Annotated in this window: 12 protein-coding genes; 9 read left to right on the top strand and 3 right to left on the bottom strand. The window is 65.2% G+C overall.

Annotated elements, in window-relative coordinates:
* The 4 genes from EN738_RS20975 to EN738_RS20960 all read left to right on the top strand — a co-directional run.
* A partial coding sequence (locus EN738_RS20975) for an ATP phosphoribosyltransferase regulatory subunit (RefSeq protein WP_127285377.1) occupies positions 1-784 on the top strand: 784 nt, incomplete at its 5' end.
* Entirely contained in the window at positions 781-1,479 is a 699-nt protein-coding gene (gene hisG, locus EN738_RS20970) for an ATP phosphoribosyltransferase (RefSeq protein ID WP_127285376.1), read from the top strand. The genes EN738_RS20975 and hisG, both read left to right, overlap by 4 nt.
* Positions 1,480-1,686: 207 nt before the next feature.
* Complete coding sequence (locus EN738_RS20965) at positions 1,687-3,453, top strand: AMP-binding protein (protein WP_127285375.1); 1,767 nt, start codon at positions 1,687-1,689, stop codon at positions 3,451-3,453.
* A gap of 10 nt (positions 3,454-3,463) precedes the next feature.
* On the top strand, positions 3,464-4,087 hold the full coding sequence (locus EN738_RS20960) for a poly-gamma-glutamate hydrolase family protein (protein WP_127285374.1): 624 nt from the start codon (positions 3,464-3,466) through the stop codon (positions 4,085-4,087).
* Positions 4,088-4,211: 124 nt separating this feature from the next.
* Here EN738_RS20960 and EN738_RS36780 read toward each other — a convergent pair whose 3' ends face one another.
* Entirely contained in the window at positions 4,212-4,337 is a 126-nt protein-coding gene (locus EN738_RS36780) for a hypothetical protein (RefSeq protein ID WP_281034316.1), read from the bottom strand.
* Here EN738_RS36780 and EN738_RS20955 point away from each other — a divergent pair.
* Complete coding sequence (locus EN738_RS20955; protein ID WP_245493312.1) at positions 4,330-5,286, top strand: calcium:proton antiporter; 957 nt, start codon at positions 4,330-4,332, stop codon at positions 5,284-5,286. The two genes, EN738_RS36780 and EN738_RS20955, sit on opposite strands and share 8 nt — an antisense overlap.
* A gap of 91 nt (positions 5,287-5,377) precedes the next feature.
* On the opposite strand, the gene EN738_RS20950 is transcribed toward EN738_RS20955, so the two are convergent.
* Positions 5,378-6,286, bottom strand: coding sequence for a hydrogen peroxide-inducible genes activator (locus EN738_RS20950; RefSeq protein ID WP_127285372.1), 909 nt, complete (start codon positions 6,284-6,286; stop codon positions 5,378-5,380).
* A gap of 140 nt (positions 6,287-6,426) precedes the next feature.
* Between EN738_RS20950 and katG the strand changes: the two genes are divergently transcribed.
* Positions 6,427-8,613 (top strand): catalase/peroxidase HPI, encoded by a 2,187-nt coding sequence (katG, locus tag EN738_RS20945; protein WP_127285371.1) that lies wholly within the window; start codon positions 6,427-6,429, stop codon positions 8,611-8,613.
* A gap of 69 nt (positions 8,614-8,682) precedes the next feature.
* Here the strand turns inward: katG and EN738_RS20940 are convergent, their stop codons facing one another.
* The gene (locus EN738_RS20940; protein ID WP_127285370.1) at positions 8,683-9,360 is read right to left on the bottom strand and encodes an MIP family channel protein; all 678 of its coding nucleotides are present in this window, start codon (positions 9,358-9,360) and stop codon (positions 8,683-8,685) included.
* A gap of 323 nt (positions 9,361-9,683) precedes the next feature.
* On the opposite strand from EN738_RS20940, the gene EN738_RS20935 reads away from it, so the two are divergent.
* The 3 genes from EN738_RS20935 to EN738_RS20925 all read left to right on the top strand — a co-directional run.
* The gene (locus tag EN738_RS20935) at positions 9,684-10,982 is read left to right on the top strand and encodes an RsmB/NOP family class I SAM-dependent RNA methyltransferase (RefSeq protein WP_127285369.1); all 1,299 of its coding nucleotides are present in this window, start codon (positions 9,684-9,686) and stop codon (positions 10,980-10,982) included.
* Positions 10,983-11,080: 98 nt separating this feature from the next.
* A complete protein-coding gene (locus EN738_RS20930) occupies positions 11,081-11,539 on the top strand; it encodes a PaaI family thioesterase (protein WP_127285378.1) in 459 nt (152 codons plus the stop codon).
* A gap of 143 nt (positions 11,540-11,682) precedes the next feature.
* On the top strand, positions 11,683-12,107 hold a 425-nt coding region (locus EN738_RS20925; RefSeq protein WP_127285368.1), incomplete at its 3' end, for a 5'-methylthioadenosine/S-adenosylhomocysteine nucleosidase.

Here is a 12,107-nt window from a genome sequence, read left to right as displayed (position 1 = left end):
GGCGGCCGCCGACGCCCGCTCGCTGGCCGACGCGCACGCGCTGCTGACGCTGGCGCTGCCAGGCCAGGCGCTGGCCGTCACGCTTGGCGACCAGACCGTCTTCGAGGCGGTGCTGGCAGCCCTTGGCTTGCCGCGCGGCTGGCGCATGCGGCTGGCGCGGGCCTTCGGCTCGGCGCCGATGCTGGAGGCGGCATTGGCCGACCTCGCCAACCCGCCGCGCAACAGCCAGCTTTCCGGCCCGGTCGCCACACTGGTGCTCGACGGCGACGTCGAGAGTCTTGCCGCTCACATCGCCGGCGGCATGGAGGAAGCCGGCCTGTCGGCATCGGCCGGCCGCTCGCCTTCCGACATCGCGCGGCGGCTGATCGAGAAGGCCGAGCTGCGCAGCGTCAGGCTGTCCAACGAGGCGTTCTCGGCGCTGAAAGGGTTTCTGGCGATCGACGTACCGCTTAACAATGCGGCGCAGGCGCTGGAAAGCTTCGCTTCCGGCGCGGGCCTTTCCCTGGGCGCGGCGCTAGACAATTTCGCCGCCCGCGCCAGAGCGATCGAGGCTCACGGCCTGCCAACGGCGGATATCCACTACGATGCCGCTTTCGGCCGTCCGCTCGACTACTATACCGGCCTCGTCTTCGAGATCGCGGCCAAGCGCGTGGAGAGGCCGCTGGCCGGCGGCGGCCGCTACGACCGCCTGCTGACGCTGCTCGGCGCGAAGACGCCGATCCCCGGCGTCGGCTTCTCGGTTTGGCTCGACCGCATCGAGGCGCTGCGGGAGAAGGCCAAATGATCACGCTCGCGCTCCCGTCGAAGGGCCGGCTGAAGGAGCAGGCTCTGGACGTGCTGGCCAAGGCCGGCCTCACCGTCAGCCTGCCCAGCGACGAGCGCAAATACCGCGCCCGCATCGAGGGCATGGAGGCCGTCGAGGTCGCCTTCCTGTCGGCCTCCGAGATCGCCGGCGAGATCGGCCAGGGCTCGGTCGATCTCGGCATCACCGGCGAGGACCTGCTGCGCGAAAACCTGGCCGACTGGGAAGCGCGCGCCGAGATCGTCGCCCGCCTCGGCTTCGGCCATGCCGACGTCGTGGTGGCGGTGCCCGACATCTGGCTCGACGTCGAGACCATGGCCGATCTCGACGATGTCGCCGCCGACTTCCGCCAGCGCCACGGCAGGCGGCTGAGGATCGCCACCAAATACTGGCGGCTCACCCAGCAGTTCTTTTCGCAAAAGCACGGTATCCAGGTCTATCGGATCGTCGAGAGCCTGGGCGCCACCGAGGGCGCGCCGGCGCAAGGGCTGGCCGACGTCATCGTCGACATCACCACCACCGGCTCGACGTTGCGCGCCAACCACCTCAAGGTGCTTGCCGACGGCGTCGTGCTGCGATCGCAGGCGTGCCTTGTGGCGTCGAGGAAGACGCGTGGAGCAGCGGACCAAGCCGTCTTGCGCGACATAGCGGCGAAGATGGCGTCCGTGAACGGATAGCAACCGAGGTCGGCGCCGCCCCTCGGCGACGCGCCCTTACTCCCCGTCACCGTACGGGGAGAAATGCCCGGCAGGCAGCGCCAACATATCGAAACATAATCACCGTGACGGGCATTCGAGCCTCAGGCGATTGCCCTCCATACCATCGGCCAGTTCCCACCGCCGCCGTCGACTGATAGGCTCGGCTAATCCCGGGAGGAGACGGCGATGGCGATCAAACTCGACGAGCTCATGAACGCCACCAATCTGCGCGGGCGCAGCGCAAGGGGCACCTTTATTGCCCCGGTCGATGGCAAGGCGCATGTCTCGGGCGACCATTCGGTGCCCTTGCTCGACAAGACCATCCCGGAACTGTTTTCCGACACGGTCAGCAAATACGGCACGCTCGACGCCGCCGTCTTCGTCGGCCAGGACAAGCGCTTCACCTGGAGCGAGCTGTCGGACACGGTCGATGCCCTGGCTGCCGGCTTCCTGGCGCTTGGCCTTGAAAAGGGCGACCGCGTCGGCATCTGGTCGCCCAATCGCTGGGAATGGCTGGTGACGCAATTCGCCACCGCGCGCATCGGCCTGATCCTGGTCAACATCAATCCGGCCTACCGGCTGACCGAGCTTGAATATGCGCTGAACAAGGTCGGCTGCAAGGCGCTGGTCACGGCCGCCAGTTTCAAGACGTCGGACTATCTCGGCATGATCGAGACGCTCGCGCCCGAGATCGCCAAGGCCGAACCCGGCAAGCTCAAGGCGAAAAAGCTGCCGGCGCTGAAGATCGTCATCCGCATGGGCGAGGACAATTCGCCCGGCATGTTCAATTTCGGTGACGTGCTTGCCATGGCCGGGCGCGACGAGCACGATAGCCTCGACCGCATCTCCGAGGGGCTGAAGCCGGGCGAGGCGATCAATATCCAGTTCACCTCAGGCACGACCGGCGCGCCGAAGGGTGCCACGCTGACCCATTTGAACATCGTCAACAACGGCAATTTCGTCACCTCGGCGATCAAGCTCACCGTCGACGACCGGCTCTGCATCCCGGTGCCGCTCTATCACTGCTTCGGCATGTCGATGGGCACGATGGGCTGCGTCACCAAGGGCGCCACCATGGTGTTCCCGGGCGAAGGCTTCGATGCCGGCGCCACGCTGAAGGCGGTGGCGCAGGAACGCTGCACCGGCCTCTATGGCGTGCCGACCATGTTCGTCGCCATGCTCGACCATGCGGATTTTTCGTCCTTCGACCTCTCCAGCCTGCGCACCGGCATCATGGCCGGCTCGCCATGCCCGATCGAGGTGATGAAGAAGGTTGTGTCGCTGATGCATATGTCTGAGGTGACCATCGCCTACGGCATGACCGAGACCAGCCCGGTCTCCTTCCAGAGCGGCGTCGACGATCCGCTGGAAAAGCGCGTCTCCACCGTCGGGCGCATCCAGCCGCATGTCGAGGTCAAGGCCGTCGATGCCGACGGCGCCACGGTCGCGGTCGGTGCGCCGGGCGAACTCTGCACGCGCGGCTATTCGGTGATGAAGGGCTATTGGGACGACGTGGAAAAGACCCGCGAGGCAATCGACGCCGACGGCTGGATGCACACCGGCGACCTCGCCACCATCGACGCCGAGGGCTATTGCAACATCGTCGGCCGGGTCAAGGACATGGTCATCCGCGGCGGCGAGAACGTCTATCCGCGCGAGGTCGAGGAGTTCCTCTACCGCCATCCCAAGGTCAAGGAAGTGCAGGTGTTCGGCATTCCCGATGACAAATATGGCGAGGAGCTGTGCGCCTGGATCGTGCTGAAGCCCGGCCAGATCGCCACCGCGGAGGAGATCAAGGCCTTCTGCGCCGGCCAGATCGCGCACTACAAGGTGCCGCGCTATATCCGCTTCCGCACCGAACTGCCGATGACGGTCACCGGCAAGCCGCAGAAATTCCTGATGCGCGACACGATGATCGAAGAACTGGGTTTGGTGGTGCAGAAGACGGCGTGAAACGGCATTTATGGACAACGAGTTTCCGAATTTCGCGGCGCTGAAGGCCGCCAAAACCGAAAACATAGATTATCGCATAGTCGTCCGGCTCGGAGCGCGAACCGGCAGTGCGATCGTCATGGCCCCGCATGGCGGCAAGATCGAGCCCCGCACTTCCCTGATCACCGAGACAATAGCAGGGTGCGATCTCGACATGTATTGCTTTGAAGGGCTCATGCCGGAAAGCAACCGAGAGCTGCACATAACATCCAGGAACTTTGACGAGGCAACCGCGCTGGAACTGTTGCGGACCAAGTCCACGGTCGTCGCCATCCACGGTCGTCAGGATCGGGACGATCCCTCGACAGTTTACCTCGGCGGCAAGGACGCCGCGTTGGTTTCGGAGATAGCCTGGCGTCTGCAGGAGGCCGACTTCCAGACGCAAAAGGACAACCATCCCTTTCCAGGTATCCAGGATTTGAACATCGTCAACCGAGGCTTGACGGGGAAAGGAGCACAGCTGGAAGTGCCCTTGTCGTTGCGCCGTCGACTGGGGAGCGAGTTGGAACTTCTGGAACGATTTTGTGGGGCGGTTCGCAAGGCCATCGAGACATTCGATGCGCAAAACGGTGCCCAGGCCTCAATCGTGCTTTGAATGGTGCGCTTGGCAGGGCAAAGATGCCTGTGAGAGGTGCCCCCGCCGCGCTTTTCCGCTAAGTTCGCGGAAACGCGTGGCGTTCGGGGGCTCGGATGACAGGTTTCGGACGATCGGTAACGTCCTACGCGATGCCCTTGGCCGCCCTGGCGATGGCCGTCGCGGTCAGGGCCAGCGGGCTCTCCGTGGACGTAGGGTCGCCGGGCGTCAGGATCCTCGTCGGAGCGCTTTCGAGCGCGATCATGTTCATCACCATTTTCGTGGTGCTCGAGCATGCCGAGGCGGTGGCTCGGCGGGTGGGCGAGCCTTACGGCACGCTGGTGCTGACCTTTGCCGTGACGGCGATCGAGGTGTCGATCATCGTGTCGATGATGCTGCATGGAGAGAACAACCCGACGCTTGCGCGTGAGTCCGTCTTCTCGACGGTGATGATTACCTCCACCGGCGTTGTCGGCACTTGTCTCGTGCTTGGCGGCTGGCGTCATCGCAAGCAGGCGATCGTTCGCCAGGGGACCAGCGCCTATCTGGCGGTTCTGGTCGCGCTGACCGTCATGACGCTTGTTCTGCCGACCTACACGCGGACCACCGATCCCGGCACGTTCTCAGCCGCTCAGCTCGGCTTTGTCAGCGTGCTTTCCGTGCTGCTTTATGCGGCTTTTGTGTTCGCGCAGACCGTCCGCCATCGGGAAGACTTCATCGAAGCACAGGCCCACGAGGTTCCGATCCGAACCGCCCCCCATGAAGGCGTCTACGCCAGCGCCCTGCTGCTGTTCGTCGGGCTGATCGGAATTGTCATGCTGGCCGAGCAGGTCGCCGCGAGTGTCGAAGACACGCTCGTTGCCTACGAGGTGACCCAGGCCGACAGCATTGTCGGGGCATTGATCGCGGGGCTGGTTCTGATGCCGGAGGCGATTTCGGCGGTCCGTGCTTCCCTCAACAACGAGCTGCAGCGCGGCCTGAATGTCGCGATGGGCTCTGCCTGCGCCACAATTGGCTTGACGATACCGGCGGTCGCGGCAGCCAGTCTTTTTACCGGACGAGGGCTGACCCTGGGGCTCCCGGCGGCTGACGCGGTCCTTATGGTCCTGGCGCTTTTCGTATGCAGCATCAGCTTCAGCACCGAGAGAACCACATTCCTGACCGGCATGGTCCATGTCGTGGTGTTTTTTACCTATGTATTTCTGATATTTGTGCCGTGAGAGGCTTTGGTAAGAACCGGCAGGTCGCAGGCCTTTCTGAAGCGCTATGCGATTGCCGAGAAACTGGGATGGCAGCGTAGTCGGCGCACCCTCACGCGGCCAACACCGCTTGATCCAGCCCGCGAATGATCTTCGCCAGTTCCACGCATTCGTCGTGCCGCGCCTTGTTGCGGCGCCAGGCAAGGCAGATCATGCGCTGCGGCATCGGCTCCTGGAACGGCACGATCTTGAGGTCGGGAATGGTGCCGGCGGGCCGCATCGCCATCTCCGGGACCAGCGTCACGCCCAATCCATGCGCCACCATCTGTAAGAGGGTCGTCAGGCTGGTGGCGCCGTAGCTCGCCATCGCCACCGGCCGCACACTGCCGCAGACGGCCAGCGCCTGCTCGCGCAGGCAGTGGCCTTCCTCGAGGAGCATCAGCCTTTCCAGCGCCGGGCTTTCCGGGGGCACCGGCGGCGAGGCGAAGGCCGGATCGCCTGACGGCACCGCAAGGAAGAAACGGTCGGGGAAGAGTTCTTCGCTGACCAAGCCGGGATGGTCGAGCGGCAGGGCGGCGATGAACGCGTCGAGCCGCCCGGCGGCAGTGTCGTCGACCAGCGACGCGGTCACCGCCTCCCGCAGTTCGAGCTGCAAGACCGGGAAGTGCCGCCTCAGTTCCGGCAACGCATGCGGCAGCAGATAGGGCGCGACCGTCGGGATGATGCCCAGCCGGAAGCGTCCTTCCATTGCGGGGCGGCCGCGCCGCGCCGTCGTCTCGACGTCACGGATATCGGCGAGGATGCGCTCGATGCGTGGCTGCAAGGCCAGCGCCTCGTCGGTCATCCGCACCGTCTTGCCGCCGCGCTCGAACAGACGGCAGCTCAGCCGCTGCTCCATCTCCGCGATCTGGGAGGACAGCGCCGGCTGGCTGACGCCGGCCAGCTTGGCGGCGCGGCCGAAATGCAGCGTCTGCGCCAGCGCGTCGAAATATTGCATCTGCCGCACGGTGAGGCCAATCATAAGAAAATCCTATCGGAAAAAACAGGAAAGGCAATTTGTCTTTATCACCTAGCCGGCCTAGTCTGGAATCGTTCCAGATTGGCGCGGCCGTTGGCCGCCCCTGGTGAAAAATCAAATCTCGGTAAAAATCGGAGAGTAAGATGGACGCGAAAACCGACGACAACAGCGCGGGCAAATGCCCCGTGCCGCATGGATCCGCCGGCAGGACCAATCGTGACTGGTGGCCGAACCAGCTCGACCTCGGCGTTCTTCACCAGCAGTCGAACCTCTCGGACCCGATGGGCGAAGGATTCTACTACGCCAAGGAATTCAAGAGCCTGGATCTCGATGCGGTGGTCAAGGACCTGCACCAGGTGATGACGGATTCGCAGGACTGGTGGCCGGCCGACTTTGGCCATTACGGGCCGCTGTTCATTCGCATGGCCTGGCACAGCGCCGGCACCTATCGCATTGGCGACGGACGCGGCGGCGCCGGCGCCGGGCAGCAGCGTTTCGCGCCGCTGAACAGCTGGCCGGACAACGCCAATCTCGACAAGGCGCGCCGCCTGCTCTGGCCGGTCAAGCAGAAGTATGGCCGCAGGATCTCTTGGGCCGACCTGATGATCCTCGCCGGCAACGTCGCGCTGGAATCGATGGGCTTCAAGACCTTCGGCTTCGCCGGTGGCCGTGCCGACGTCTGGGAGCCCGAGCAGGACGTCAATTGGGGTTCCGAGGCCAAGTGGCTGGGTGACGAGCGTTACTCCGGCGATCGTGAACTCAGCGGCCATCTTGGCGCCGTGCAGATGGGCCTGATCTACGTCAATCCGGAAGGACCGAACGGCAAGCCGGATCCGCTCGCCGCGGCGCGCGACATCCGCGAGACCTTCCGCCGCATGGCAATGAACGACGAAGAGACCGTGGCGCTGATCGCCGGCGGCCACACCTTCGGCAAGACGCACGGCGCCGGCGATGCGGCGCTGGTGGGCGCCGAGCCGGAAGGCGCCGGCATCGAGGCGCAGGGCCTCGGCTGGTCGAGCAAGCATGCCACCGGCATTGCCGGCGACGCCATCACCTCCGGCCTGGAGGTCACCTGGACCACGACGCCGACCAAGTGGAGCAACAACTTCTTCGACAATTTGTTCAACTACGAATGGGAGCTGACGAAGAGCCCGGCGGGTGCAAACCAGTGGACGCCGAAAGGCGGCGCCGGCGCCGGCACCGTTCCGGACGCGCACAATTCGTCGAAGCGCCATGCCCCGGCCATGCTCACCACCGACCTTTCGCTGCGCTTCGACCCTGCGTATGAGAAGATCTCGCGGCGCTTCCACCAGCATCCCGAGCAATTCGCCGATGCCTTCGCCCGCGCCTGGTTCAAGCTGACCCACCGCGACATGGGTCCGGTCGTGCGATATCTCGGCCCGCTCGTGCCGAAGGAAGAGCTGATCTGGCAGGATCCGATCCCGGCGATCGACCACGAACTGGTCGGCGAACAGGATATCGCCGCGCTGAAGGCGAAGATCCTGGCCTCCGGCCTGTCGGTCTCCGAGCTGGTCTCGACCGCCTGGGCCTCGGCCTCGACCTTCCGCGGTTCCGACAAGCGCGGTGGCGCCAACGGCGGCCGCATCCGCCTTGAGCCGCAGAAGGACTGGGAGGTCAACCAGCCGGCCGAACTGGCGAAGGTGCTGGCGAAGCTCGAGGCCGTCCAGGCCGAGTTCAATGCCGGCGGGAAAAAAGTCTCGCTCGCCGATCTGATCGTGCTCGGCGGTGTCGCCGCCGTCGAGAAGGCGGCGAAGGACGGTGGCCATGACGTGAAGGTGCCGTTCACGCCGGGCCGCACCGATGCCTCGCAGGAACAGACCGACATAGTCTCCTTCGCCGCGCTCGAGCCGGTCGCCGATGGTTTCCGCAACTATGCCAGGGGCAAGCAGGTGCTCTCGGTCGAGGCGCTGCTGGTCGACCGGGCGCAGCTTTTGACGCTGACGGCGCCCGAACTGACGGTGCTGGTCGGCGGCCTGCGCGTGCTTGGCGCCAACACTGGCAAGTCGAAGCATGGCGTGTTCACCGACCGGCCGGGCACCCTGACCAACGACTTCTTCGTCAACCTGCTCAGCATGGCGACGATCTGGGACCCGGCCTCGGGCTCAGACGGCGTCTATGAGGCGCGCGACCGCAAGACCAAGGCGGTCAAGTGGACCGGCACCCGCGCCGACCTGATCTTCGGCTCGCACGCGCAGCTGCGCGCGCTGGCCGAGGTCTACGCTTCGGGCGACGCCAAGGAGAAGTTCGTCAAAGATTTCGTCAAGGCGTGGACCAAGGTGATGAACCTCGACCGCTTCGAGATCGCCTGACGCCAAGCATTCACTGCAAAGAAAAGGCGCGGGGCCAGCCCCGCGCCTTTTTTCCTCAGGCTTCGAAAATCACTCCTTTTCGAAGATGCGCGCCTTGGCGACGACGCCGGCGATGGCGCCGCCGATCAGCGGCGCGACGATGAACAGCCACAGCTGGCTGAGCGCGGCACTGCCCGAAAACAGCGCCGGACCGATCGAGCGGGCCGGATTGAGCGAGGTGCCGGTGACCGGGATGATGGCGAAGTGCAGCCCGGCCAGCGTCAGGCCGATGACCAGCCCGGCGAAGGTCGTGCTGTGGTTTTGCGCCGTGACGCCGAGGATCACGGTGACGAAGGTGAAGGTTCCGATCAGCTCCCACAGGAAGGCCGAGCTGACGCCCCATTTCGCCTCGTCCCAGCCATTGGCGCCGAAGCCGCCGGTGTGGCCGCCGACCTGGCCGGAGACGATGATCCACAGCGCCAGCGAGGCTATGATGGCGCCGATGATCTGCGCGATCCAGTAGGGAACGACATCCTTTGCCGGCAGCCGGCCGGCGAGGAAGGCGCCAAGCGTCACCGCCGGATTGAGATGCGCGCCCGAGATCGGCCCGATCGCATAGGCCGCCGCGATGAGGCCGATGCCGAACGCCAGGCCGATGCCTTCCTGGCCGAGCGGCAGCGCGCCGCCAAAGCCGCCCGTGACCACAGAAGCCGTGCCGATGAACACCAACAGAAAAGTGCCTAGAACTTCCGCAAGATAAGTCTTCATTGCCCTCTCCTCGTATCGATCCGCAAATCCGCTTTTCCTGCGTCGCGAATCACAGCCAAAAGAGTATTCGCAACCTGAAACCTTGGAAAGCAGAGCGCTTGCTCCACACGGCATGCTTGTGCCCGCCAGTCGTACGCATTAGAGAGCTTTCATATATTGGATGAATTGTTCCGTTCGCGCTGGCGGATGCCCGGTTTGTCGAGAACTCGCAGCCTTCGCCGGGATTGCTCCGGCCGCCGGCAAATTGAGTTGGTTCAAATCGGGTATGAAAGGCTCTAAGAGCAGGGCGGAATTAATTTGCTCGGAAAACGGAAGACAAGAGAATGCGATTGGGCGGAAGGCTGGCGGCGGCCATCGAAGTGCTGGAGGACATTGGCCGGCGTCATCGGCCGGTGGCCGATGCACTGCGCGACTGGGGCCTGTCGCATCGCTTCGCCGGCGGCGGTGACCGCGCCGCGATCGGCAACATCGTCTACGACGCGCTGCGCCGCAAGCGTTCCGCCGGCTGGCTGCTCGGCGAGGACACGCCGCGCGCCATCGGCTTCGGCGCGCTTCTGCTCGAATGGAGGCAGACGGCGCAGTCGCTGAACGACGCCCTCGAAGGCGACAAGTTCGCTCCGCCGCTGTTGAGCGACACCGAGCTCAAGGCGGTTGCCGACCGCCGGCCGGCCGACGCGCCGGATGCGGTGCGCGCCGATATTCCCGAATGGTGCGTGCCGATGTTCGAGCAGGCTTTCGGCGAGGCCTGGGTCGCGGAAGGATCGGCACTCGCCACCCGCCCGCCGCTCGACCTCAGGGTCAACACGCTGCAGGCCAACCGGGCCAGGGTGCTGGCCGAACTCGACGGGACGGGTGCGGCACCGGCCAGCATTGCCGCGCAAGGCATCCGCATCCCGCCGATCGACGGCGACGGCAGGCATCCGAATGTCCAGGCCGAACCTGCCTTCCAGAAGGGCTGGTTCGAGGTCCAGGACGAGGGCTCGCAGATCGTCGCGGCGCTCGCCGGCGCCGAGGCCGGAATGCAGGTGCTCGACTATTGCGCCGGCGCCGGCGGCAAGACGCTGGCGCTGTCGGCCGAGATGGGCAATACAGGCCAGATCTTCGCCCACGACGCCGAAAAGGCGCGGCTGGCGCCGATCTTCGACCGCATCCGCCGTTCGGAAAACCGCAACATTCAGATCGTCAGCAAGCCGGCCGAGCTGGCCCCGCTGTCAAACCACATGGATATCGTGCTGGTCGACGCGCCCTGCACCGGCAGCGGCACGTGGCGACGCCGCCCCGACGCCAAATGGCGGCTGACGCAAAGGCAGCTCGACCAGCGCCGGGGCGAGCAGAGCGAAATCCTCGACGCGGCCAGGGCCTTCGTCAAACCGGGCGGCCTGCTGGTCTACATCACCTGCTCGGTGTTCGACGCCGAGAACGGCGACCAGGTCGCGGCGTTTCGTGCGCGCCACGGTGATTTCACGCGGGTCGACCACCGCAAGCTCTGGGACAGCCGCTTTCCAGGCCATCCGGCCGCCGCGCGCCTGGGCAGCGACGGTGGTGTCTCGCTGTCGCCGGCGCTGAGCGGCACCGACGGCTTCTATGTCTGTGCGCTGCGCAGGGCGGGATCAGGCCGGTGAGAACGGCCGCGCGGCGGCATTGTTGCACTGCAACATAAGAGATTGCCTGCGCTGCGTGCCTCTGCAATAAGCTTTCCCAGGAAACAAGGGCGATGGCCATGGCAGCAAAGATCGTACCCGCTCCGGACTATGAGGATCGCGTCCGGACTTCTTTCGCCCGGCAACAGGCGATGACGACCATCGGCGCCGAACTGACCCTTGTGACGCCCGGCATCATCGAGATCGAGATGCCCTATTCGGCGGCGCTCACCCAGCAGCATGGCTTCCTACATGCCGGCGTCATCTCGACGGCGCTGGATTCGGCCTGCGGCTATGCGGCCTTCTCGCTGCTGCCGCAGAATTCCAGCGTGCTGACCATCGAGTTCAAGGTCAATCTGCTGGCGCCGGGCAGGGGCGAGCGCTTCCTGTTCCGCGGCTCGGTGACCAAGCCCGGCCGCACCATCGTCGTTGCAGATGGCCAGGCCTATGCCTTTGCCGCCGACGGCGAGGCCAAGCTGATCGCCACCATGACCGGCACGATGATGACGGTCGTCGGACGTGACGGGATCGAAGGGTGAGGAGCGGTCCGCGCAGCGGACGAAAAGCCCCCAAATGGGCTTTTCGAGCGACGAACGCCCGGAGCCATAGCGAAGGCCGGGAGGCGGCGAGGGCACATTGTCCTTTCCCTTCGTAGTGGCAACAAACAGGGGGTAGGGCCGTCATGACCGTCAAAGTGTCACGTCTGTCCGGCAGCGACGTTCTCTTCGTCATGGCCGTGGAGGCCGAATACGGCCCGCACCTCAGGAAACTGTTCACGCCGCTGATGACCGGCGTCGGACCGGTCGAGGCCGGGATCAGGCTGGGCGCCGAGCTTGCCAGGCTGAAACTGGAAAACGCGCTGCCGGATCTCGTCGTCTCGCTGGGCTCGGCCGGCAGCCGAAGGCTGGAGCAGGCGGAGATCTACCAGGCGGTTTCGGTCGCCTATCGCGACATCGACGCCTCGCCCTTGGGCTTCGTGAAGGGCGCCACGCCGTTTCTCGACCTGCCGGTCACCGTGCCGTTGCCGATACGCATTCCGGGCATCAGGGAGGCATCGCTGTCGACCGGCGGCGCGGTCATCTCCGGCGTCGCCTATGACGCGATCGC

The organism is Mesorhizobium sp. M4B.F.Ca.ET.017.02.2.1, from assembly GCF_003998955.1.
GTDB classification, from domain to species: Bacteria; Pseudomonadota; Alphaproteobacteria; order Rhizobiales; family Rhizobiaceae; genus Mesorhizobium; species Mesorhizobium abyssinicae.
The sequence above is the reverse complement of the archived record's forward strand: the minus strand, read 5'-3'. Positions and strand labels throughout refer to the sequence as shown.

Excerpts from the sequence above, each read along its gene's own strand:
- hisG (WP_127285376.1), top strand. The coding sequence starts at position 781 with ATGATCACGCTCGCGCTCCCGTCGAAGGGCCGGCTGAAGGAGCAGGCT.
- EN738_RS20965 (WP_127285375.1), top strand. The coding sequence starts at position 1,687 with ATGGCGATCAAACTCGACGAGCTCATGAACGCCACCAATCTGCGCGGG.
- EN738_RS20960 (WP_127285374.1), top strand. The coding sequence starts at position 3,464 with ATGGACAACGAGTTTCCGAATTTCGCGGCGCTGAAGGCCGCCAAAACC.
- EN738_RS20955 (WP_245493312.1), top strand. The coding sequence starts at position 4,330 with ATGTTCATCACCATTTTCGTGGTGCTCGAGCATGCCGAGGCGGTGGCT.
- EN738_RS36780 (WP_281034316.1), bottom strand. The coding sequence starts at position 4,337 with ATGAACATGATCGCGCTCGAAAGCGCTCCGACGAGGATCCTGACGCCC.
- EN738_RS20950 (WP_127285372.1), bottom strand. The coding sequence starts at position 6,286 with ATGATTGGCCTCACCGTGCGGCAGATGCAATATTTCGACGCGCTGGCG.
- katG (WP_127285371.1), top strand. The coding sequence starts at position 6,427 with ATGGACGCGAAAACCGACGACAACAGCGCGGGCAAATGCCCCGTGCCG.
- EN738_RS20940 (WP_127285370.1), bottom strand. The coding sequence starts at position 9,360 with ATGAAGACTTATCTTGCGGAAGTTCTAGGCACTTTTCTGTTGGTGTTC.
- EN738_RS20935 (WP_127285369.1), top strand. The coding sequence starts at position 9,684 with ATGCGATTGGGCGGAAGGCTGGCGGCGGCCATCGAAGTGCTGGAGGAC.
- EN738_RS20930 (WP_127285378.1), top strand. The coding sequence starts at position 11,081 with ATGGCAGCAAAGATCGTACCCGCTCCGGACTATGAGGATCGCGTCCGG.